General features: G+C 65.1%; 23 protein-coding genes. 14 read left to right on the top strand and 9 right to left on the bottom strand.

What is annotated here, in order from left to right:
• The first annotated feature begins 56 nt into the window (after positions 1–56).
• Genes rdgB through ACZ1JC_RS19705 form a run of 3 tightly spaced genes read left to right on the top strand, consistent with a single transcriptional unit; the run spans position 57 to position 2748 of the window.
• Positions 57–686: an RdgB/HAM1 family non-canonical purine NTP pyrophosphatase gene (rdgB, locus tag ACZ1JC_RS19715; RefSeq protein WP_465135272.1), complete on the top strand. Its 630-nt coding sequence runs from the start codon at positions 57–59 to the stop codon at positions 684–686.
• Between the two features lie 11 nt (positions 687–697).
• Complete coding sequence (gene hemW / locus ACZ1JC_RS19710) at positions 698–1849, top strand: radical SAM family heme chaperone HemW (protein ID WP_465135273.1); 1152 nt, start codon at positions 698–700, stop codon at positions 1847–1849.
• Positions 1846–2748: a tyrosine recombinase XerC gene (locus ACZ1JC_RS19705; protein WP_465135274.1), complete on the top strand. Its 903-nt coding sequence runs from the start codon at positions 1846–1848 to the stop codon at positions 2746–2748. Before hemW ends, ACZ1JC_RS19705 begins: the two co-directional genes overlap by 4 nt.
• Positions 2749–2793: 45 nt before the next feature.
• Here the strand turns inward: ACZ1JC_RS19705 and aqpZ are convergent, their stop codons facing one another.
• From aqpZ to rsmI, 5 genes are all read right to left on the bottom strand, one after another.
• The gene (aqpZ, locus tag ACZ1JC_RS19700; RefSeq protein WP_465135275.1) at positions 2794–3492 is read right to left on the bottom strand and encodes an aquaporin Z; all 699 of its coding nucleotides are present in this window, start codon (positions 3490–3492) and stop codon (positions 2794–2796) included.
• A 266-nt stretch (positions 3493–3758) separates the two neighbouring features.
• On the bottom strand, positions 3759–4358 hold the full coding sequence (locus ACZ1JC_RS19695; protein ID WP_465135276.1) for a DedA family protein: 600 nt from the start codon (positions 4356–4358) through the stop codon (positions 3759–3761).
• A 29-nt stretch (positions 4359–4387) separates the two neighbouring features.
• A complete protein-coding gene (gene gshB / locus ACZ1JC_RS19690; RefSeq protein WP_465135277.1) occupies positions 4388–5374 on the bottom strand; it encodes a glutathione synthase in 987 nt (328 codons plus the stop codon).
• Positions 5375–5493: 119 nt separating this feature from the next.
• Positions 5494–5856: a YraN family protein gene (locus tag ACZ1JC_RS19685; RefSeq protein WP_465135278.1), complete on the bottom strand. Its 363-nt coding sequence runs from the start codon at positions 5854–5856 to the stop codon at positions 5494–5496.
• Positions 5853–6680 (bottom strand): 16S rRNA (cytidine(1402)-2'-O)-methyltransferase, encoded by an 828-nt coding sequence (gene rsmI, locus ACZ1JC_RS19680; protein ID WP_465138539.1) that lies wholly within the window; start codon positions 6678–6680, stop codon positions 5853–5855. Before rsmI ends, ACZ1JC_RS19685 begins: the two co-directional genes overlap by 4 nt.
• A 40-nt stretch (positions 6681–6720) precedes the next feature.
• Here rsmI and ACZ1JC_RS19675 point away from each other — a divergent pair, with 40 nt between their 5' ends.
• From ACZ1JC_RS19675 to ACZ1JC_RS19665, 3 genes are all read left to right on the top strand, one after another.
• The gene (locus tag ACZ1JC_RS19675; protein ID WP_465135279.1) at positions 6721–7899 is read left to right on the top strand and encodes a penicillin-binding protein activator; all 1179 of its coding nucleotides are present in this window, start codon (positions 6721–6723) and stop codon (positions 7897–7899) included.
• A gap of 134 nt (positions 7900–8033) precedes the next feature.
• Positions 8034–10043 carry a DNA topoisomerase IV subunit B gene (parE, locus tag ACZ1JC_RS19670; protein ID WP_465135280.1) on the top strand — a complete coding sequence of 670 codons (2010 nt, stop codon included), beginning with the start codon at positions 8034–8036 and terminating at the stop codon, positions 10041–10043.
• Positions 10044–10055: 12 nt separating this feature from the next.
• On the top strand, positions 10056–10742 hold the full coding sequence (locus ACZ1JC_RS19665; protein ID WP_465135281.1) for an energy transducer TonB: 687 nt from the start codon (positions 10056–10058) through the stop codon (positions 10740–10742).
• A 16-nt stretch (positions 10743–10758) separates the two neighbouring features.
• On the opposite strand, the gene ACZ1JC_RS19660 is transcribed toward ACZ1JC_RS19665, so the two are convergent.
• The 4 genes from ACZ1JC_RS19660 to ACZ1JC_RS19645 form a co-directional block, all read right to left on the bottom strand.
• Entirely contained in the window at positions 10759–11403 is a 645-nt protein-coding gene (locus tag ACZ1JC_RS19660; RefSeq protein WP_465135282.1) for a DUF2306 domain-containing protein, read from the bottom strand.
• Between the two features lie 7 nt (positions 11404–11410).
• Positions 11411–12127 (bottom strand): NYN domain-containing protein, encoded by a 717-nt coding sequence (locus tag ACZ1JC_RS19655; protein WP_465135283.1) that lies wholly within the window; start codon positions 12125–12127, stop codon positions 11411–11413.
• 1 nt (position 12128) lies between these two features.
• The gene (locus ACZ1JC_RS19650; protein ID WP_465138540.1) at positions 12129–13328 is read right to left on the bottom strand and encodes a glycosyltransferase family 87 protein; all 1200 of its coding nucleotides are present in this window, start codon (positions 13326–13328) and stop codon (positions 12129–12131) included.
• 129 nt (positions 13329–13457) lie between these two features.
• A complete protein-coding gene (locus ACZ1JC_RS19645) occupies positions 13458–14351 on the bottom strand; it encodes a LysR family transcriptional regulator (RefSeq protein WP_465135284.1) in 894 nt (297 codons plus the stop codon).
• 140 nt (positions 14352–14491) lie between these two features.
• On the opposite strand from ACZ1JC_RS19645, the gene ACZ1JC_RS19640 reads away from it, so the two are divergent.
• The 8 genes from ACZ1JC_RS19640 (at position 14492) to ACZ1JC_RS19605 (ending at position 22967) form a co-directional block, all read left to right on the top strand.
• Positions 14492–14902 (top strand): (R)-mandelonitrile lyase, encoded by a 411-nt coding sequence (locus ACZ1JC_RS19640; RefSeq protein WP_465135285.1) that lies wholly within the window; start codon positions 14492–14494, stop codon positions 14900–14902.
• A gap of 9 nt (positions 14903–14911) precedes the next feature.
• A complete protein-coding gene (locus ACZ1JC_RS19635; protein WP_465135286.1) occupies positions 14912–16147 on the top strand; it encodes a multidrug effflux MFS transporter in 1236 nt (411 codons plus the stop codon).
• Positions 16148–16225: 78 nt separating this feature from the next.
• The gene (locus ACZ1JC_RS19630; protein WP_465135287.1) at positions 16226–17215 is read left to right on the top strand and encodes an aldo/keto reductase; all 990 of its coding nucleotides are present in this window, start codon (positions 16226–16228) and stop codon (positions 17213–17215) included.
• An 84-nt stretch (positions 17216–17299) separates the two neighbouring features.
• Entirely contained in the window at positions 17300–18130 is an 831-nt protein-coding gene (locus ACZ1JC_RS19625; RefSeq protein ID WP_465135288.1) for an SDR family oxidoreductase, read from the top strand.
• Positions 18131–18488: 358 nt separating this feature from the next.
• Positions 18489–20642, top strand: a complete 2154-nt coding sequence (locus ACZ1JC_RS19620; RefSeq protein WP_465135289.1) for a TonB-dependent siderophore receptor — start codon at positions 18489–18491, stop codon at positions 20640–20642.
• Between the two features lie 99 nt (positions 20643–20741).
• Positions 20742–21374, top strand: coding sequence for an energy transducer TonB (locus ACZ1JC_RS19615; protein ID WP_465135290.1), 633 nt, complete (start codon positions 20742–20744; stop codon positions 21372–21374).
• On the top strand, positions 21371–21883 hold the full coding sequence (locus ACZ1JC_RS19610) for an RNA polymerase sigma factor (protein WP_465135291.1): 513 nt from the start codon (positions 21371–21373) through the stop codon (positions 21881–21883). Before ACZ1JC_RS19615 ends, ACZ1JC_RS19610 begins: the two co-directional genes overlap by 4 nt.
• A gap of 103 nt (positions 21884–21986) precedes the next feature.
• On the top strand, positions 21987–22967 hold the full coding sequence (locus tag ACZ1JC_RS19605) for a FecR family protein (RefSeq protein ID WP_465135292.1): 981 nt from the start codon (positions 21987–21989) through the stop codon (positions 22965–22967).
• Positions 22968–23056 lie beyond the last annotated feature (89 nt).

Below are 23056 nucleotides of genomic sequence, written 5' to 3'. Positions count from 1 at the left end.
ATCCTCCCGCCGAACTCGCTCAAGCGGGCGCAGCGGGAGGAACACCGGAAGCACACATGACCCGCAAGCTTGGAAACACCCGCCTTGTCATCGCCACGCACAATGCGGGCAAGCTGAAGGAAATCGCGGCCCTGCTCGCGCCCTACGGCATCGATTGCGTATCGGCGGGCGAACTCGGCCTGCCCGAGCCGGAAGAGACCGGCACGACTTTCGTCGAGAACGCGCTGCTCAAGGCCCATGCCGCCGCCAAGGCCGCCAATCTGCCGGCGCTGGCCGACGACAGCGGCCTTTCGGTGGTCGCGCTGGACGGGCGCCCCGGCGTCTACACGGCGGACTGGGCCGAACGGCAATGGTTCGAAGGGCCTTCCGGTCGCGACTGGTTCATGGCGATGGGCAAAGTGGAAGGCCTGCTGTGCGAACAGGGCGCGGACGTGGACCGTTCCTGCTGGTTCTCTTGCGTGCTCGCCATCGCCTGGCCGGACGGGGAAGAGGCTGTCTATGATGGCCGCGCCAACGGCACGATCACCTGGCCGCCGCGCGGCAAGATGGGCTTCGGCTACGATCCGGTCTTCGTGCCGGAAGGCCATGAGATGACCTTCGCCGAGCTTGCCCCCGAGGATAAGCACAAGATCAGCCACCGCGCGGATGCCTTCGTAAAGCTGGTCGCGGTGCAGTTCGCGGACTAAACTGCCGTTCCATGGCCCGCGCGCTCTACATTCACTGGCCGTTCTGCCTCGCAAAGTGCCCCTATTGCGACTTCAACAGCCATGTCCGCGAACGGGTGGAGCATGATCGCTGGCAGGCTGGCCTGCTGGCGGACATGCGGCACGAACACGAAGTGGCAGGCGGAGAGCCGCTGTCGTCGATCTTCTTCGGCGGTGGCACCCCTTCGCTGATGCCCCCTGCCCTCGTCGCGCGCCTGCTGGACGAAGCGCAGAAGCTCTGGGGCTTTGCCGAGGGGATCGAGATCACGCTGGAGGGCAATCCGTCCTCTGTCGAAGCGGCGAACTATGCCGCGCTGGCCGATGCGGGCGTCAACCGCGTCTCGCTGGGGCTTCAGGCGCTGGACAACGATACGCTGCGCTTTCTTGGTCGACTTCACGACGCTTCGGAAGGGCTGAAGGCGCTTGAAGTGGCACAGAAGCAGTTCTCCCGCGTCAGCTTCGACCTGATCTATGCCCGTCCGGGCCAGAGCCTCGACGCGTGGCAAGCCGAACTGGCGCATGCGCTATCCTACGGCACCGGACACCTCTCGCTCTACCAGTTGACCATCGAACCGGGCACGAAGTTCGCGACGATGGTGCGCCAGCATGAGTTCGAGCCGCTGGACGAGGATGCCTGTGCGGACATGTTCGCGTTGACCCGCGAAATGACCGCCGCCGCCGGCCTGCCCGCCTACGAGATCAGCAACCACGCCCGCCCGGGCGAGGAAAGCCGCCACAATCTGACCTATTGGCGCTATCAGGACTATTGCGGCATCGGCCCCGGCGCCCATGGTCGTCGCGGCGGTGTGGCGACCACGCGGCATCGCAAGCCGGAAAACTGGCTCGAAGCCATCGACCGCTCCGCGCACGGCATCAACGAAACGCGCGATCTTGGCCGCCGCGAACAGGCGAGCGAGGCCATGTTGATGGGCCTGCGGCTTGACGAAGGCGTCGATCTGGACGCTCTGGCCGCGCGCTTCGGCCTTGCCACGGCCGACCTTTGCGTGGCGTCCAAGGCTGCGTTCTATGAAATGCAGGGCCTCGTCTGGCGCGAGGGCAGCCGCCTTGGCGTGACAAATCAGGGCATGGCGCTCCTCGACGGATTGCTCGCCGAACTCGTCCCGGCCGATCTCGTCGAGATATGACGGCGAAGGCGGATCTGCTCGAAGCCTGGGGCGATCACCTCACCCACGCCCGGCGGCGCAGCCCGCACACCTGCCGCGCCTATATCGCCACCGCCGCGCGGCTGATCGACGGGATCGGCGGAGAGATCGATTGGAACGCGCTTTCCCGGCTCGATGCCGGCACCCTGCGCCTGCATCTGGCCGAGCGGCGCGGCGACGGGATCGGCAACGTTTCTGCCGCGCGCGAACTTTCCGCGATCAAGAGCTTCCTTGCCTTTGCGCGTGAGCAAGCAGGCGTGCCGGAACGTGCCGGGCCACGCGTGCGGGGGCCGCGCGTCAAAAAGGGCATCCCGCGTCCGGTCACTCCCGACGAAGCCGTGAACCTTACCGCCATGGTGGAGGAAGACGCGCGAGAGGAATGGATCGGCGCGCGTGATCGGGCCGTTCTGCTGCTGCTCTACGGCGCGGGGATGCGCATTGCCGAGGCGCTCTCGCTGACCGGCGCGGCACTGCCGATGGGCGAGACGATCACCGTCACCGGCAAAGGCAACAAGCAGCGCGTCGTGCCGCTTTTGCCGATCGTGCGCGAAGGCGTTGCCGATTACGCAGCCAAGTGCCCTTGGCCGCTGGGCCGAGACGATGCGCTGTTTCGCGGCGCCAAGGGCGGCCCGCTGTCTCAGGGTATGGTCCAGAAGGCGATGGCCCGTGCGCGCATCGTGCTGGGGCTGCCCTCCACCGCGACGCCGCACGCGCTGCGCCACAGCTTTGCAACGCACTTGCTGGGCGCCGGCGCCGACCTGAGAAGCCTGCAAGAACTGCTCGGCCATGCCAGCCTGGGATCGACGCAGATCTATACGAAAGTGGACGCGGCAACGCTTCTGGACGTCTATCGCAACGCCCATCCGCGCGGACAGGACTAAAGCAAGGCCCGCCTCCAGAGGAAAGCGGGCCTTGCTTTAGGATAGTCAGATCGCGCCTTCGTCCGGCGCCAGCAGGAAGCGCCAGATCACCGCGCCGATAGCCGCACCGATCAGCGGCGCCACCCAGAACACCCAGAGCTGGCTCACTGCCGCCGTTTCGGCAAACAGCGCCACGCCGGTAGAGCGCGCCGGGTTTACAGAGGTATTGGTGACGGGGATCGAGATCAGGTGGATCAAGGTGAGCGCAAGGCCGATCGCCAGCGGCCCGAAGCCTGCCGGCGCGATCCGGGAGGTGGAGCCGAGGATCACGATGATGAAGCCCGCGGTCAGGATCATCTCGATCAGCAGTGCGGAGTGTAGCGAATAGCCGCCGGGCGACAGTTCGCCATATCCATTGGTGGCAAAGCCGCCGGGCGTCCAGCCCGCCTTGCCCGAAGCGATCGCATAGAGCGCGGCGGCGGCCACGATGGCGCCGATCACCTGCGCGATCCAGTAAGGGATCAGGTCCTTCCAGTCGAGCCGGCCGCCAACGGCCATGCCCAGCGAGACCGCCGGATTGAAATGTCCGCCGGAAATCGCGCCGACTGCATAAGCCATCGTCACGACAGTAAGCCCGAAGGCCAGTGCCACACCGGCAAATCCAATGCCAAGTTCAGGAAAGGCCGCTGCAAGGACTGCCGAACCGCAGCCCCCGAAAACAAGCCAGAACGTACCGAAGAATTCAGCTGCCAGTCTCTTGGACATAACGCCTGCTCCCCAATGGTTGCGGGCGAAGAATACGTCAGTATCCTTAATCAAGATAGCCGGGAATTACACTAAGCCGATAAACAGCTTCATTTTTTCAACTTGGGGATCGTTTGGCCTGTTTGAAAATTCGCTTAAGGCGAATTTTGCGGCACCGGCCCACTCCCCCACCCGACCTCCCACGAGTGTATCCTGATGGGAGGTCGGGTGGGGGAGTGGGCCGGTGCCGCTCAAAAATGCCCCTCGGGCATTTTTCAATCCAATTATCAGCGCGTTGGCTTCCAGCTTATTACACGCCAAAGATACCAAACGACCGTTACCGCTGCGAGCATCAGCGTCGCCCAGCCGATCCACGTCGCAGCCTCCGAAAAGCGCCGGCCCAGCCACAGCCCGCCCATCAGCAGCAGCGTGTTCCACACCGCCGCGCCGGCAGCCGTGTAGACCAGAAACCGCAGGTGCTTCATGTGCGATAAGCCGGCAGGAACGGAGATCAGGGTGCGGAACATCGGCATGAAACGCATGACGAAAACCACCCAGTGCCCGTGGCGCCGGAAGAACTGCCCGGCCCGTTCTACGTCATGCCATTCCATCGTCAGCCAGCGGCCCCAGCGGTCCACCAGGGGCTTGAGGCGCTCATAGCCGAGGCGATCGGCGATCAGGAACAGGATATAATTGCCCAGCGTGCAGCCGGCGGTTCCCGCCAGCAATACGGGGCCAAATGTCATCGTCCCGCGTGCCAGCGCGATCCCGGCGACACCCATGATGAGTTCGGACGGGATCGGCGGCACCAGGTTTTCCAGCATCATCAGGAAGGCGATGCCCCAATAGCCGCCGCCCTCGATCAGCCGGATAACCCATTCATCCATGACGGCGTTCCCGCAGCTTCACATCACCATCACATCGCGGCGTGGCGGACCTCGATCGCGTCCCAGATCAAGGCGCCGGTATCGGTGCCGTTGAAGCGATCGATGGCTACGATGCCGGTGGGCGACGTCACGTTGATTTCGGTCAGCCACTTTCCGCCGATCACGTCGATCCCCACGAAAACCAGACCGCGCGCCTTCAGTTCCGGGCCCATCGCGGCGCAGATTTCCTCTTCGGTCGCCGTCAGCTGCGTCGCTTCGGCCGAACCGCCGACGGCAAGATTGGAACGGAATTCGCCTGCGCCCGGCTTGCGGTTGATGGCACCGGCGACCACGCCGTCCACCAGCACGATGCGCTTGTCGCCCTCCGAAACGTCGGGGAGGAAGGGCTGGACCATGAACGGCTCCACCCAGGCGTTCTGGAACATTTCCACCAGCGCGCCCAGATTGCTGCCGTCTGCCGGTACGCGGAACACCGCCTTTCCGCCATTGCCGTGCAGCGGCTTGACGACGAGATCGCCGCCAAGACCGGCCGCGACCTGACGTTCCTGGAATGCGCGCACATCCTCGATCCTGCGGGCGATCAGCGTCGGCGGCATGAAGCGCGCGAAATCGAGCACGAAGACCTTCTCCGGCGCATTGCGGACCGAAGCGGGATCGTTGGCCACCAGCGTCTTGCCGGCCAGCCGCTCCAGCAGGTGCGTTGCAGTGATGTAGCCCAGATCGAACGGCGGATCCTGCCGCATCAGCACCACGTCGATATCGTCGACAAGGTCGATCAGGCGATAGTCGCCGCGCGTATAATGCGCGCCTGCAACGCGCTGCACCGTCACCGGCGCGCCCCAACAGGTCAGCCTACCCCCGGCGCCATAGGAGGCGTCATAGGCCAGCGTGCGCACATCGTAATGGAACAGCGTATGCCCGCGCGCCTGCGCGGCCAGCATCAGGGCAAAGGACGAATCGCCCGCGATGTTGATCTTCTCAAGCGGGTCCATCTGGACGGCGATGCGCAGGGTCATGAAATTGGTTCCTTGGGGGAATTACGGGGGTGGCACTTAATGAAATTCACCGTGGCTTGCGAATAGTTTCGTTGTTGTCCCTTTTCGCATTTCCATGATCGCAACCAGACCCCCCGCTGTTACCCGTGGGGTTGCCATGCATTGACGATCCTGCGCGGCCAGCACCCCGGCGCCAGCAACAGGACATCTATCCTGAGGCTGTCGCCGGGTTTCTGGTATCGCGCCGCCAGCCCTTCGGCAGCGGCGGCCACGCGGCGCAGGCGATAGGCATCGATCGCCTGATCAAGGTCTTCTGCTCGGGCCCGCCACTTCACTTCGACGAAGCACAGCGTCCGCCCCCGCCGCGCGACGAGATCCACCTCGCCCCGCGCCGTCTTCGCGCGCCGCGCCACGATGCGCCAGCCGCCGAGCCGCAAGTACCAGAGCGCCAGCGCCTCGCCGCGCCGGCCCTGCCGCTCCGCATGGGCGCGCCGCTCGCTCACTTCAGTTCGAGCGCCCGGGCATAGAGCGTCTTGCGATCAAGCCCCGTCGCCTTGGCAACACTGGCCGCCGCCTGCGAGGGCTTGGCTTCCTCCAGCGCGGCGCGCAGCAGTGCATCGACATCGATCTCGCCGATTGGCTCGTCACCCGGTGGGGCCACCAGCAGCACGATCTCCCCCTTCGGAGGATGCGCGGCATAGTGCGCGATCAGGTCCTGCGGTGAACCGCTGCGGCATTCCTCGAACTTCTTGGTCAGTTCGCGCGCCACGGCCACCTCGCGCCCCGGCAGCACCGAATCGATGGCGGTCAGCGAATCTTCCAGACGCGGCGCGGTTTCGTAGAAAATCAGCGTGGCTGGAACTTTCGACAGTTCCGCCAGCACACCCTCGCGCGCCTTGGCCTTGTTGGGCAGGAAACCGGCGAACAGGAAGCGGTCGTTGGGCAGGCCTGAAAGCGTCATCGCCATCACCGCCGCATTGGCGCCGGGCAGGCTGGTGACGGCAATCCCGCGCTCCCGCGCGATGCGCACCAGACGGTATCCGGGGTCCGAAATCAGCGGAGTTCCGGCATCGCTGACCAATGCCACCGGCGCATTTTCCATCAGCGCCAGCAACCGCTCGCGATCACCCTCCCCGGCATGATCGTCATAGCGGATCAGCTTCTGCTTGATGCCCAGGTGGTGGAGCAATTTGCCCGTCACCCGCGTATCCTCGCAGGCGACCGCACTCACGCCTCGCAGCGTCTCCACGGCGCGCACTGTAATATCCCCAAGGTTGCCAATGGGGGTTGCCACTATGTAGAGCCCCGGCGAAAGACTGTTTTCCATCATCGGCCTCATGGCCCAAGGACCACGGGAGCGGCAAGCAATGTTCGACAAGAGCCTGAATGGGCGACCCAATAGGCGTAATTTTCTGGCCGGGGCCGCCATGGCGCTGCTTGCCGGTTGCGCCGTCGTTCCCAAGGCTCCCGCGCCCGCCCCGGCGCCGACGCCCGCCCCTAGCGGCGACAATGTGATCGCCAGCGACAACGAACGCCACCGCATCGCGCTGCTGGTGCCCACCACCGGCACGAACGCCGGCGTGGGCCAGTCGCTGGCCAATGCGGCGAACATGGCGATTCTCGATACCGGCGCGAAAGACTTGCGCATCACCGTCTACGACACCGGCACCAATCCCGGCGATGCCGCGCGGCGCGCCGTGGCGGACGGCAACAAGCTGATTCTGGGCCCGCTACTGTCTGACGATATCGCCGCCGTGCGCACGGTCGCCAAACCGGCGAAAGTGCCGATCATCTCCTTCTCCAATGATGAGAAGGCGGCCGAGGCGGATGTCTTCATCATCGGCAACCTGCCCGGCCAGTCGGTCGCCCGCACGGTGGCTTATGCCCGCCAGCAGGGCATCTCCAGCTTCGCCGCACTGGTCCCGCGCGGCGAATATGGCGAGCGGGTAAGCAGTTCGCTGCTCATCACTGTGCGCGCCAATGGCGGCACCGTGCTGGCCATGGAAAACTATGACCGTACCGCCGCCTCGATCAGCGCCGCGGCGACGCGCATCAAGGCCAAGGGCGGCTTCGGCGCGCTGCTGATCGCCGACAGCGGCAGCCTCTCCGCCCGAGCGGCAACCACGTTCCGCGCTGCCGGCGGCGGCACCGGCGTTCGCCTGCTGGGCACCGAACTGTGGAGCGGCGAGAAGGAACTGGCGACCTCCCCCGCGCTGAACGGCGCGTGGTTCTCCACCGTGTCCGACGCGCGTTTCGGCCAGTTCGCCAAGAGCTATCGCGCCCGCTTCGGCACCCAGCCGTTCCGCATCGCCACGCTCGGCTATGACGCGGTGCTGCTGACCCTGCGCGTCTCGCGCGACTGGAAGCCGGGCACGATCTTCCCGACCACCGCGATGTTCGCGCCGGACGGCTTCCTGGGCGTGGACGGCGCATTCCGCTTCAATCGCAACGGCCTGATCGAACGCGCGCTGGAAGTTCGCGCGGTGCAGGCGGGTGCGGTCAAGGTGATCGACGCCGCCCCCACCGGCTTCGCCAAGGGCAAATAAAAGGGTGAAGCGGGGCGCCATGGCGGCGCCCTGCCCCTTTGTTCTCTTTTTATTCCAGTTTTCCCCAAGCCTCTGCGGAAAAGCGTGACCTGCCCGCTTGATCGCGGATTTTCCGCCTGCCTATAGTCGCGCCCATGTCCGACGACCTCTTCGACAAGCTCCCCTCCGCGGGCGGTGAAACCTACGACGGTTCGGCGATTGAAGTGCTGGAGGGGCTTGAGCCCGTCCGCCGTCGCCCGGGCATGTATATCGGCGGCACGGACGAGCGTGCGCTGCACCACCTCGCCGCCGAAGTGCTCGACAACGCGATGGACGAAGCCGTCGCCGGGCACGCCAACCGTATCGAAGTGACGCTGGAAGAGGAGCCGGGCACCGCCGGGCGCCTGACCATCACCGATAACGGCCGCGGCATCCCGGTGGACGAACACCCGAAGTATCCGGGCAAGTCGGCGCTGGAAGTGATCCTTTCCACCCTTCACTCGGGCGGCAAGTTCTCCGGCAAGGCCTATGCCACCTCGGGCGGTCTGCACGGCGTCGGCATCTCGGTGGTCAACGCGCTTTCGGTGAAGACGCGCGTGGAAGTGGCGCGCAACAAGGAGCTGTTCGCACAGGAATTCTCGCGCGGCGAAACGCTGGGTCCGCTTCAGAAAGTGGGCGCCGCACCCAACCGCCGCGGCACGGCCGTCACCTTCACGCCCGACACCGAGATCTTTGGCGATCAGAAGTTCAAGCCCGCGCGCCTGTTCAAGCTGGTGCGTTCGAAGGCCTATCTCTTCGCCGGCGTCGAAATCCGCTGGAAGTGCGCACCCGCGCTCGCGGTGGACGGCATCCCGGCCGAGGCTACCTTCCAGTTCCCCGGCGGCCTTGCCGACCATCTGGCCGAGCAGATCGGCAGCCGCGAATGCGTGACCACACAATTCTTTTCCGGCAGCCAGGAATTTCCGCGCGGTGAGGATGGCTCCGAACAGGGCCGCGTCGAATGGGCGATCGCCTGGCCGCTCTATTCGGACGGTTCGTACTCCTGGTACTGCAACACCATCCCGACGCCCGATGGCGGCACCCACGAACAGGGCCTGCGCGCCGCGCTGACCAAGGGCATCCGCGCTTTCGCGGATCTTGTCGGCCAGCAGAAGAAGGCCAAGGACATCACGCCGGACGATGTGGTGACCGGCAGCGAAGTCATGCTCTCGGTCTTCATCCGCGATCCGCAGTTCCAGAGCCAGACCAAGGACCGCCTCACCAGCCCCGAAGCTGCGCGCATGGTGGAAGCGGCCGTGCGCGATCACTTCGACCACTTCCTCACCGACAATATGGAGCGCGGCAAGGCGCTGCTGGGCGCGGTGATGGAGCGCATGGACGATCGCCTGCGCCGCAAGGCGGAGCGTGAGGTAAAGCGCAAGACCGCCACCAACGCCAAGAAGCTGCGCCTGCCCGGCAAGCTGACCGACTGTTCGGGCGAAGGCGACGGCGAGACCGAACTGTTCATCGTCGAAGGCGATTCGGCAGGCGGCTCCGCCAAGCAGGCGCGCAACCGCAAGACGCAGGCGATCCTGCCGATCCGTGGCAAGATCCTGAACGTCGCCAGCGCCACGGCGGACAAGATCCGCGCCAATCAGGAAATCGCCGATCTTGGCCTTGCGCTAGGCTGCGGCACCCGCAAGGACTGCAACGCGGACGACTTGCGTTACGACCGCATCGTCATCATGACTGACGCAGACGTTGACGGTGCGCACATCGCCACGCTGCTGATGACGTTCTTCTTCCAGGAAATGCCGGATATCGTGCGGCGCGGGCACCTCTACCTCGCCCAGCCGCCGCTCTATCGCCTGACCTCGGGCTCCACGTCCGCCTATGCGCGCGACGACGAGCACCGCGCAGAGCTGGAAAAGACCGTGTTCAAGAACAAGAAGGTGGAAGTCGGCCGCTTCAAGGGGCTGGGCGAAATGAACCCCCAGCAGCTTCGCGAAACGACGATGAGCCCGGACAGCCGCTCGCTGATCCGCATCACCCTGCCGCCCGAATACGAAGGCCGTGCGGCAGTGAAGGACCTTGTCGACCGCCTGATGGGCCGCAACCCCGAACACCGCTTCATGTTCATCCAGAACCGCGCGGGCGAGATCGATCCGGAACTGATCGACGCCTGAGGAAGTCTTCCCGTGCCCGTTATCAAGTTCACGATCCTTTCCGGCGTAGCGTTGGGCGCATTCGCATTCACAGGCCCTGCGCTGGCTGCCGCGATGCCGGATGCGCCAGCATCGTTTCCCGAGCTGGCGACTATGCCGCCGCGGGCATCTGCGGAACTGATGCCTGCCAACGGCAGCCCTTACATAGTCGCCGTGTCGGTAGTGGTAGACGGCACGGGTGCGCCCGGAACATGCACCGTCACCCATTCGAGTTCCTCGCAGGCGGCAGACGACGACGCCTGCCGCCGGATCATCAAAGCGGGTTTCACGCCTGCCCATGACGGCCAAGGCCATGCCGCCGCAGGCACATGGACAGGCTACATCAGTTCCGGCACGCGCGAGCAAATAGCGAACGCAACGCCTTCCGGCCTGCAGACTGCGGCGGACGGCCAGAATGTATCTGCGCGGATCAAGATGATCTACCCGCCTGCGTCCCTCAAGAAGGGGCATGAGGGAGCGACGCAAATCAATGTCGTTCTTTCCAGGATGGGTTTCCCGGTCATTTGCCAGGTGCTCCAATCCTCCGGCTACGACGATCTCGATCAAGCCAGTTGCGATGACGTCTTGGAATACGGCTGGTTTCAGCCGGCCATCGACGCCAAAGGGCAACCATTGCCGAGATCGTTTGCAACGGTGATCAACTGGAAGCTGACGTCCTAACAGCCCGTTCGTCCGATCAGCCCGGCACAGTGCCCCGTGCCGGGCGTGGATAATGCCGCAGCCAGAGTTCCGCCACGATCAGGTTCGGCACCCAGCACAGCCACGCAATGGCGATATAGGCCGTCAGGAAATCGATCCCGATAATCTGCGAAAGCGGCAGATAGAGGCGCAGGGTTACGGCGGCGAAAGTCAGGGCGAAGCTGCGAATCATCCAGCGCCGATGCCGCACGAAATCGCGCCTTAAGGCAGCCAGCCAGCCCAGCGCAGTGCACGTTAGCCAGCTCAAGGCAAGAAGGAAGAAGCCCGTACCGGCAACCGGGCCGGCCGTCGTGCCCCACGCCAACGCTGCGCCCGCCAAACCGCCCCCCACGCAGGCGCAGACGTAGATCCTCCCGATCCAGCGATGGAGACCGCGCGCCCGGCTCCGCCATTTCGCGATGAACTGCCACGGCCCGGCCAACAGCGCGACGCCGGCGAGCGAGGCATGGGCAATCAACACCGACACACCTGCACGGTTATGCGCAAGGTTCGAGCCGATCGCCGCAGTGTCACGAAACAGGTAACTCAGTCCCCAGAACGCCACCGCCGTCGCCAGCAGCCCCGCCAGAACCCGGCCCGAAAGGCCGATCCAGCGCATGGGCCGGGCGGGTGCGATACTCATCGCCGACTCAGCGCATCCGCTTGATGAACAGCCCGCTCTCGCGCTTCTCGGTCGCGAAATTGGGAAGCGTCTGCACGAGTTCGGACAGGCGAGAGAAGCCGTAGCTGCGCGCATCGAAGCTGGACCGGTTGGCCACCCGTTGGCCGACTTCGGAGAGGCTGGCATAGCCATTCTCGTCCCGCTTGCTGGCCTTCCAGCCCTCCCCGATCAGCTTGACCAGATCGGCATCGACCGGCGGCGCGGAAGTTTCGGCCTCGCTGTCCTCGGCATCGGCGGCAGGCAGCGCTTCGAGGTCGATGAAGCGGGTGCAGGCCTCGCGAAAGGCCTCGGGCGTGCGGCTGGTGCCGAAGCCATAGACCGGCGTGCCGTTCTGGCGGATGCGGATGGCGAGCGGCATGAAGTCGCTATCGCTGGTCATCAGGCCGAAGCCATCGATATGGCCGCCGTAAAGCAGATCCATCGCGTCGATGGTCATCTTCATGTCGGTGGCGTTCTTGCCCTTGGTCACGTCGAACTGCTGCTGCGGCTCCAGCGCGTGGCGATGCACCAGCTTCGACCAGCCCTTCAGCGAAACCTTGCTCCAATTGCCGTAGACCCGCCGCACATTGACCGAGCCGAGATCGCCAAGAATGGTCAGCGCCGCTTCCAGATTGGCGGGCGAGGCATTGTCGGCATCAATCAGCAGCGCGATGTTGCGCGCGGCGCGCGGCTTGGTCTCGGGCAAGTCAGGCTCCTTCCGGTTGGGGCTCCTCGTCGCAATGCGCGTGGGCGCGCGAGGTTGCCCGCCGCCAGATTACCGCGAAAAAGACCAGCAGCACCAGCGGCATGATCGGAAGCGAAAGGTTCATCGCCAGCGGTCGCGCGAAGGCAGGGGCGATGAAAGCCAGCAGCAGGGCCAGCTTTTCGTAAGGTGCGAAGCCGCCACGCAGTCCTTCCCCCACCAGCCAAAGCATCGGGAAGGCAAGCAGCACCATGTCGTAATCGAGCACGAAAGGCGTCGCCAGCGGAGCCCCCGCCAGCACCAGCGCGGCAAGCCCTGTTCCCCAACGCCTGCCCCACGCGGCCATGACCACGAGGGCGGCCACTATGGCCGTGATCACCCCTTGCACCGCATAGGCCGCGACCGTCGCCACACCCAACAGACGCAGAGCCGCGAACGGGCTGACCATCTTCCCGAAGCCCACGGCCCCATCAGCCATGGCCGCCTGCGCCCGCGTGGATGCACCCAGCCAATGCACCCACAGCTCAGACCCGAAAGCCAGTGCGGAGAGCCCGGCCAGCGTCAGCGCGGCAAGGCCCGCAAGAAGAATCACCCGCCATTCGCGAGAGGCCAGCAGCGCCAAGGGGACCAGCAGGCCGAACTGCGGCTTCACCGTCGCCAGCCCAAGGCAAAGCCCGGCCAGCAGCGGTTGCCGCCGGACCATGACCACTCCCGTGCCCAGCAGTGCGGCGACCAGCCAAGACGTCTGCCCATGGGTAATGACGATCGGCATCGTCGGGAACGCCGCCAAGGGCAGCCAGAACGGCAACCGGCTTTCCAAGCTCCGCCACCAGACCCGTACGGCGGCGCAGTAGAGCATACCCGTTGCCAGCAACCATGCCGCCAGCGCCGGGAAATACCCCAGCCAGCCCAGTGGCCAGCAGAACGGCAGAAACGAAGGCGGGTAAAAGAATGCGGTATAGCCGGTCGGCGAGGCGAAAAATGTCCGCTGCGCGGCGATATGCGCCGCTGCATCGTAAGGATCGCCATGCCCGATCAGCATCCGCCCGGTCGTCCAGAAACTGATGAAGTCGCTGCCCAGAAGGAAGCCGTTGGCGTCCACCCCGCCATGCGACGTGGCCAGCAGCCAGACCACCATCGCCGCGTTGAGCAAGGCGAGCAGGAGCAGGTATCCCCGCACCCGGTCCGCGCCCAGCCAGTTCATTTCGCGCAAGAAATCAGCCCCCATAAGCGGGTTGATTGCAACGCCCCGGCGGCGAAGTCCATGGGCTCCGCACATCGCTTGATCACCAGCGCCAGCCCCCTGCATCCTATCGCTCTGCACTCCATGCCATTAGCCCCGAAAACGTAATGCCTCGATCAGCAACGCAAAAGCAGGCTTGGGCTGCCGCCGGCTCGGATAGTAGAGATGATAGCCGGCGAAGGGCTCGCACCAGTTTTCCAGGACGCGGACGAGTTGCCCACGATCGATCGCATCCTGCACATAATCGGCGGGAACGAATGCCAGCCCGAAGCCATCGATCGCAGCATCGATTATCACGTCGACATTATTGGAGGTGAACTGCCCCTCGACGCGAACATTGAGTTCGCGACCGCCCTTCTCGAACTCCCAGGCGTAGAGGCCGCCCGCAGTGGTCAATCGCAAGTTGATGCAGCTGTGCGCTGCCAGGTCCTGCGGCACTCGGGGAATACCACGGGCTTGCAAATAGTCCGGAGAGGCGACTGCGGCCATCTGCAATTCCGGCCCAATTCGCACCGCGATCATGTCGCGCGCCACCTGCTCACCCAAGCGCACGCCGGCATCGAATTTGTCCTCGACGATATTCCGTAGCCCGGAATCGACACTGAGTTCGACCTCGACCTCAGGGTAGTCGCGCATCAGCTTCGCAACGGCGGGCCAGAGCACTGTCCGTGTGGCATGACTCGGCGCGGTAATGCGGATCAGGCCCGCCGGCTTCTCGCGAACTTCCCCCAGAAGGTCCAGTTGATCCTCGATCTGAGCGAAGGCCGGTGCAATTCCCGCAAGCAACCGCTCTCCTACATCGGTGGGCGATACACTCCGTGTGGTGCGCGAAAGCAGGCGCACGCCAAGTCTGGCCTCCAGCCGCCGGATCTTGTGGCTCAATGCCGACTGCGAGATACCCATCTTGGCGGCTGCGCGCGTGAAGCTGCGTTCGTCGGCAATGGCGATGAAGGCATTCAGGTCGTTCAGTTCGTCGCGCTGCATTGATGACTCATATCGATAGCTGCATGCGGCAATGATGCACTAATCATCAGGCTGATCGCAACGTATCTTCGGATCGTCCACCAGGCGTGCCCGGCACTACCGGCCGGCGGCAATGGATCATCAAGGAAGGACTCCCCCCGATGAAACTCATCCGCAACGGCACCCAGCCCTCGATCAAGGGCCCGGCCGACTGGTTCACCGGCAACGTGCGTATCGACAGCTCGTTTCAGGGTGAAGCGCCTGCGCGCGCCGGCGGCGCCATCGTGACGTTCGAACCCGGCGCGCGCACCGCGTGGCACACCCATCCGCTCGGCCAGACGCTGCTCGTCACGTCGGGCTGCGGCTGGACCCAGTGCGAAGGCGAGGCAATCGTCGAGATCCGCGCCGGGGATATCGTCTGGTGTCCGCCGGGCCACAAGCACTGGCACGGCGCCACTCCGACCACCGCGATGACCCATGTCGCCATCGCCGAAATGCTGGACGGCCGCGCGGTAGACTGGCTCGAACATGTGACCGACGAGCAGTATCTCGCCGGCCCGGCACAGGAATAAACCCAAGACATGACCGGTACTACGGCGCCGGCCGGCCTTTCCCCGCACAGTGTGGGAGAAGCCGGCGATCACGGTTGGCGCGTCCTTGGCATTCTCTGCCTACTGATGGGCTTCGCCTCGATCTCCACCGACATTTACCTGCCCGGCATGCCGACGATGTCGCGCGCACTCGGCGCGGACATGGGGACGGCCGAGTGGACCGTTTCCGGCTACCTGATCGGGTTCGCGCTGGGGCAGTTGTTCTGGGGCCCGGTGGGCGATCGCTTCGGACGCAGGCTGCCGGTCGCGATCGGCATCGTCCTGTTCGTCCTCGGCTCTGCCGGCTGCGCGTTGGCGACAAGCATCTGGTGGGTGATTGCCGCGCGCGTGGTGCAGGCGGCAGGTGCATCGGCCGGCGTCGTGCTGGGCCGCGCGATGGTGCGCGATCTCTATCAGGGCCCACGCGCCGCCAGCATGATGTCCACCCTGATGACGGTCATGGCCATCGCTCCGCTGATCGGCCCGCTGCTGGGCGGACAGGTCCTGCTGGTCATGGGCTGGCGCGCGATATTCTGGGTGCTGGTGGGGATCGGCACAGTCACGCTGGCCCTGCTGAGCACCCTGCCCGAAACACTGCCGCCAGAGCGCCGTCACCGCGTCAGCGCGGGTCAGGCGATCGCCCGCTACGCCGCCCTGCTGCGCAATCGCCGCGCCATGGCCTATGTCGGCGCAGGCGCGTTCTACTACGCCGGCATGTTCGCCTATATCGCGGGATCGCCCTTCGCCTACATTACCTATCACGGCCTGCCACCGCAGTATTACGGACTGCTGTTTGGCCTCGGCATCATCGGCATCATGGGTTCGAACATGGTCAATGCCCGGCTGGTTCATCGCTTCGGCGTCGATGCGATGCTCAAGGCCGGAATCGCATGGGCAGCGGCAAGCGCGCTGCTGGTCGCGATAGCGACATGGACGGATTTCGGCGGCCTTCCCGGTCTCGTGCTGGCGCTGTTCCTCTACATCTCGGCAACCGGGCTGATCGTCGCCAATTCCATCGCCGGCGTGCTGGAGCAGGCACCGCAGGGGGCCGGCGCGGCCTCTGCGCTGGTCGGTGCGGTCCAGTATGGCAGCGGCATCTTCAGTTCGGCCCTGATCGGCGGCTTCGCCAACGGTACGCCCGCGCCGATGGGGACGATGATACTGGTCACCGCCCTCGCCAGCCTTGCCTGTCTGGCAGGTCTGCGCACTTATGACTCGTCGTTATAAAAGCATGCCGGATACTGCGGATAATCGCCTGCCGCGCCCTGCATTACTCTCCGCCGCGAACGGAAGGAGCGGACTACCATGAAGACCCGCAAGCTGGGACAGCTCGAAGTCAGCGAACTGAGCTATGGCACCATGAGCTTTGCCGGCACTTACGGCGCATCGCCCGCCGAAGACGAAGCGATCCGCGTCATTCGCGGCGCGCACGAACTGGGCGTGACGATGTTCGATACCGCCGAAGTCTACGGCCCGTGGACTAATGAAGTGCTGGTCGGCAAGGCACTGGCACCGATACGCAGCGAAGTCGTCGTCGCCACCAAGTTCGGCTTCGATGTCGATCCCGACAGCGGCGAACGCCGCGGCGGCCTCAACAGCCGGCCCGAGCAAATCCGCAAGGTTGTGGACGCCAGCCTCTCACGGCTCGGCATGGACCACATCGACTTGCTCTACCAGCACCGCGTCGATCCCGAAGTGCCGATCGAGGACGTCGCCGGAACCGTGGCGGAACTGATTGCGGCGGGCAAAGTGGGCCATTTCGGCCTGTCCGAAGCCGCCGCCGCGACCATCCGCCGCGCTCATGCGGTATGCCCGGTCGCCGCGATCCAGAGCGAATATTCCCTCTGGACCCGCGAACCCGAGCCCGAAGTCCTGCCGCTGTGCAAGGAGTTGGGGATCGGCTTCGTGCCGTGGAGCCCGCTCGGCGCCGGTTATCTCACCGGCAAGATCGACGCTGCCACTCCCATCGGCGAAACCGACTTCCGCGCCGCTTCGCCCCGCTTCACCCAAGAGGCGCGCGACGCGAACCAGGGCCTTGTCGAACTACTGAAGCAGATCGCCGAAGCCAAGAGTGCGACGCCCGCACAGATCGCACTGGCATGGCTGCTCGCCCGCGGACCGTTCATCGTCCCCATCTTCGGCACTCGCCGCCTCGAACGCATCGAGGAAAACCTGGGCGCCGCAAACGTGGAGCTGACAACACAAGACATGGCACACATCGAGCAGGCCTCGGCTGCCATCACGATCGAAGGCGCGCGCCTGCCCGCCGCCGTGCTCCAGTTCTCCTATCGCTGAGTCCCTCGGGTCGCGCCAGGATTCGCGAAAATCCGGGGCTTTCCTGCGGGAATGCCCCGGCACGTATTCTGAAAGGAAGCGCCAATGGCCGAAGTCATAGTCGTCATCGGTGCCGGCTCGATCGGCATCGCCATTGCCCGGCGTATCAGCACCGGCAAGCATGTGCTGCTGGCGGACCTCCGCGATGAACCGGTCGCGGCAGCCGCCAAGGTCATGGCCGATGCAGGGTTCGTGACGAGTACGGCCACCGTGGACATTTCCTCGCGGGCCTCGGTGGAAGCGCTGGTGGCTCAGGCCACTGCCATTGGCGACGTCAGCGGCGTCATTATCGCTGCGGGTCTCTCGCCCTCGCAGGCACCGGCCGAAAAAATCCTCGCGGTCGATCTCTACGGATCGGCGCTGGTGCTGGAACTGTTCGGCGATGTGATGGCCAAGGGCGGCAGCGGGATTGTCGTCGCCTCGCAGTCGGGGCACCGCCTGCCTGCGCTTACGCCAGAGGAAGACCGCCTGCTGGCGACCACTCCGGTCGAGGATCTGCTGGCACTGCCGATGCTCCAGAGCGACCGGATCACCGATCCCCTGCTCGCCTACCAGTATTCGAAGCGCTGCAACGCCCTGCGCGTGAAGGCCGAGGCGGCGACGCGCTGGGCAGCACGTGGGGCTCGGGTTAATTCGATCAGTCCCGGCATCGTCATGACCCCGCTTGCCCGCGATGAACTGTCCGGCCCGCGCGCGGGCGGCTACCAGCGCATGATCGACGGCTCCCCCGCCGGGCGCGCCGGAACGCCGGACGAAATCGCCTCGCTCGCTGCCCTGATGATGGGGCCGGACGGGGCCTTCATCAACGGCGCGGATTTCCTCATCGATGGCGGCGTTACCGCATCGTGGTTCTACGGGGCGCTCCAGCCGGAGTAACCCGGGCGCCCCCGGCGCGAACGGCTCAGATGAGCGGGTCAGTCGTCAGGCAGGTTCAGGCGCCGTCATCGATGTAGCCACGCGCCATCGACCGGTTCGAGATAGCAGTACCGCTCACGTTTTCGCGGTGACGACGCCGATACTGCGAACCGCTCGGGGGGTCGGCGGAACGCTAACGCCACACCCCCACCAACGAACCTTCACCAATCAAGACAACCCCTTGCACCATGTCGCGACAGGTCTGTCGGACAGCGAATATAGACGTTGCTACAATGTTGCATTTGCAAATCATTCGCATTAGGTGCCGCCCGACTTAACGACGCCGGCTTCTCCAGCGCGCCGACTCAGGGGGCTTAAAATGATCACCAGAACCACAAATCGCATGCGCTATTGCGTCTCATCCGCACTGGCGCTCGGCCTGCTGAGCTTCGGCAGCGCCCACGCCGAAACCGCGCCAGAGGATCCGGAGCAGGACTCGATCGTGGTGACGGGCGAAACGGAAACCACCGGCCTCAGCCTCTCATCGCGCGAGACCCCGCAGTCGGTCACCGTGCTCGACAGCGTCCGCATGGAAGAGCAGGGCCTCTACGATATCTCGGCCGTGATGGAGCAGATCGTCGGCATCCAGTCGAACCGCTCCAGCGCGCTCGGCACCGACGGTACCAACTATACCGCGCGCGGATTCGCCGTGCAGAACTACCTTGTCGACGGGATCGCCCGCCCCACCAATCTCTACGGCTTCACCGAAGATACCGCAGACATGATCGCCTATGATCGGATCGAGGTGATCCGCGGCTCGGCAGGCATGATGACCGGCACCGGCCAGCCTTCGGCAGCAATCAACATGATCCGCAAGCGCCCCAGCACGGACTTCAAGGCCAGCGCCGCCGCAACCGTCGGTTCCTGGGACATGTATCGCATCGAAGGCGACGTAAGCGGAAAGGTAACCTCGGACGGACGCATTCGCGCGCGCGTTGCCGGGGCCTGGCAGGACAACGACACTTTCATCGACCGTGAACATGCCAAGCGTCAGGCGCTTTATGGCATCGTCGAGGCCGATCTGACGCCCACCACACTGCTTACCGCGGGAGTCGAGTACCAGAATTTCACCAACACCGGCGCCTCGCGCGGCGGCCTGCCGCTGTTCTACACCGATGGCACCAAGACCGACTTCGCCCGTTCGACCAACGGCGGCGCCGACTGGTCCGATTTCAACCGCAAGAGCGTGAACATCTTCGCCTCGATCGCACATGATTTCGACAAGAACTGGCACCTCCAGATCGACGCCGAGCACAAGTCCGGCTCTTATGACGAGACCATCGGCTATTTCTTCGGCACCGCGATCGACAAGGACACCGGCCTTGGCGGCACGCTCTATTCCACGCGCTGGGCGTCCGATCTCACCCTGAACGCCGTCTACGCCAACTTGCGCGGCAGTTTCAAAGCGCTGGGCCAGGAACAGCACATCGCGCTGACGCTGAGCCATGCCCAGTTCGATGACGACCAGACGCTCTATCCCGGCTGGTGGTCGGGCGGCGACTACATGAAGTCGGTCGATGCCTTCGATTTCTTCGCAACCGGCGAAACCACCAAGCCCGACCTGACGACCATCCAGGGCTATGGCGGCAACCGCATCCGCACCACCGCCGCTTCGGGCGTCGCGCGGCTCAAGCCGATCTCGCCGCTGTCGGTGATCGTGGGCGGACGCTTGACCTGGTGGGAGCAGGACAGCTACTCCCAGGATCTCACGGGCCCCCGCACCTGGACGCAGGGAACGCACGAAAAGGCCGTGCTGACCCCTTACGCCGGCCTCGTGCTGGACCTGACCAAAACCGTCTCGGCCTATGTCAGCTACGCCAGCGTTTTCGAGCCGCAGACCCAGCGCACCGTCGATGGCGACATGATCGCCCCGCTCGAAGGCAATACCTACGAAGCGGGCCTCAAGGCCGACTTCCTCGACGGCAAGCTGAGTGCCAGCGCCGCCGTCTTCAAGATGAAGCAGGACAACTACGCGCTGGCAGACGGTCCCGGCATCTTTGCGCCGGACGGCAGTGCCGCCTATCACGCAGTCTCCGGCATGAAGTCGTCGGGCTTCGAACTCGAAGTCAACGGTGAGATCCTGCCCGGCTGGCGGGTCGCGGGTGGCTTTGCCAATGCCCGGGCCGAGGATCGCGACGGGGTTCGTCAGATTCCACAGATCCCCAAGAACACCTTCAAGATGTTCACGGCCTACAGGCTGCCCGGCGCACTCGACGCCTTGATGGTGGGCGGCAACCTGAAGTGGCAGAGCAAGACCACGGCAGATGGCACGGGCCCCAATGGGGAGCTTTACACGCAGGGCAGCCTTGCCACGCTGGACCTGCTGGCGAACTACCGCTTCTCGGAACACTTCTCGCTTGCCGCGCATCTCGATAACGTCTTCGACAAGAAGTACTATTCGGGCCTTTATATCGGCAGCGCCCGCTATGCGACGCCCCGCGCCTTTACGCTGACGCTGCGCGGCACGCTGTAAGGACCGCGCAGTAACCATCACTCACCACCGCGCGTGACCCCGCCGCCTTTCCTTTGCCGCGTGCACCGTTCCCACCGAAAGGGTGGGCACGGTGCACCGGTGCGCGCGGTCGCCCTGGTCATCACGGCAGGGGTTCACCTGGCGGCAGCAGCCGTTGCCGCCATCACCTTCGGCTGGCTGCAAGCGGGCCCCCGGGACCACACGGCGGCGGTGCCCAGGCTCGTGACGTTCGACGTACATGCGCCGGCACCATTACCCGAAAAACCGAGTGCCCACGCGGTTCGCCGACGACATTCACCGGCATCGGTCAGCGCAGAGATCGCCCTGCCCCTTCCCGCCCGCACCGTGGCGATGCTCCAGACAAACGCCTCCGACGCGCCCACCGCCGCCGGCGGCAGCCTGTCGGACAATCTGCCCGACGTCGCCCTGTCCTATCGCCGGGCACTGATCGCGCAGCTGGAAAGCCAGCGCCGCTATCCCTCAGGATCGCTTCGCCATAACGCGCAAGGGACCGGCTCCCTGCTCTTCCGCATCGACCGTGAAGGGAATCTGCTCGATGCAGTGATCGTTTCCGGCACGGGACATGCCGCCCTCGACCAGGCAGCGCTCGGCATCGTTTCGCGAGCAGCGCCGTTCCCGCCGATCCCGACCGGGCTTCCCGACGAACTCGCCATAACCCTGCCAATCGCCTTCCTCATCGATGATGCGCTGGCCTCGCCGGTCATGCCGTGACCGGGGGCGATGCGGCCATCGTCGGTTGCCATCAGGCGGCTCTGTCCGCCTATGTGCGCTCGCTCGTGAATTCGCCGCCGGTTGCCGCCGATATCGTGCAGGAGACCTGGGCGCGGGCCATTCCGTCGCTGCGTTCGGGCCGGGTCGAGAACCCCCGCGCCTTTCTCTACCGCGTGGCCCGCAATCTGGTGAACGACCGGGCGCGGGACAACGGCAAGTGGCGGCCCTGGCTGGCGGAGGAAGAAGCCGGCATCGCCATTGCCGATGACAGCCCCGACGCCGAACGCCACGTCCTTGCGGCAGACCGCCTGCGCATGGTGCGCGAATTGGTCGACGGGCTGCCAGCCCGGTGCCGGGAAATCTTCATTTTGCGCAAGTTCGATGGCTTCGATCAGGCCGACATCGCCGACCGCCTCGGCATCACGCGGGGCGCGGTCGAGAAGCAGTTGCGGATCGCCCTGCTGACGCTGGCCACCCGCCTCGGCGAAATCGAGGAGGAGGAAGCGTGATGGCCGATGCGCTCCGCAAGATAGACTGGTTCGTGTCTGGCGTCGTGTTTGGGGGCTCCGTTCCGTCATGGTCTATGACGACACCCAGCGAAGGGACGGAACCGTGACCGAAACCGCGCCCCGCGCCGCCATTCCGGCCGCTATTGCCGAAACCGCCGCCGACTGGATCGTCCGGAGGGACGGGGGAGAATTGTCGGCCGAGGATGAGCAGGCCTTTCAGGACTGGCTCACCGATCCTGCCCATCGCCGCGCCTTCGAACGACTGGAAGACCTCTGGGGCCTGATGGACAGCGATCCGGCGCCTTCCTTGCCTTCGCTCCCCGCCAAGCGCCGGAGCCTGCTGCGCCGCAAACGCGGTTCCGCCGTGGCTCCCGCACGCAAGCCGCAGCGCTGGGCCGGTGCCGCCGTCGCCGCATCGATAGCGCTGGTGGCCTTCGTCTCGTTCGGCGACTGGCCGACCCGCCTGCGCGCGGACTATGCCACTGGCGTGGGCGAACGGCGTATGCTGACGCTGGAAGACGGCTCACGCATAACGCTGGGCAGCAGTTCGGCCATCGTTCACGACTTTTCCGGCGCCAGCCGCACGGTTCGCCTGCTCGAAGGCAGCGCGTTCTTCGAAGTTGCGCCAGACCGCAGCCGCCCCTTCACCGTCGAGGCTGCAGGCGGCAGCGCCACCGCGCTGGGCACGGCTTTCGCAGTGCGCGAACGGGACGGCACGGCCGAACTCGTGGTGACCGAACACCGCGTCCGGGTCATCGGAGGCGGCCGTTCCGGCATCGTCGATGAAGGCCAGCGCGTCGATTTCGGCGCGGAGAAACTGGGCGCTATCGAAGCCGCCGGACATGGCAGCACTGCCTGGACGCAGGGCCAGCTCGTTGTGGTGAACCGCCCCTTGCGCGAGGTCGTCGCGGAAATCGCGCGCTATCGGCATGGCTATCTCACCGTCGCTGGGCCCGCGGCGGACGTGAAGGTCAGCGGCGTCTACGATCTCGACCACCCGCTCGCCGCCGTGGACAGCATCGAGCGCAGCCTGAAGCTCAGGTCTTTCCGGCTTTCGGACCGGCTGATCGTGCTCCACCGCTGAGGGGCGCAAAAAACTTTGCAGCCCTTAGTCGTGTTTTCCCGCCCCACCCCGTCTCCATTATTGAGAATGGATCGCAACATCGTGATTGC

It is taken from the genome of Sphingomonas sp. BL-S-28 (assembly GCF_055521515.1).
This window is presented reverse-complemented; position numbering and strand designations above follow the sequence as displayed.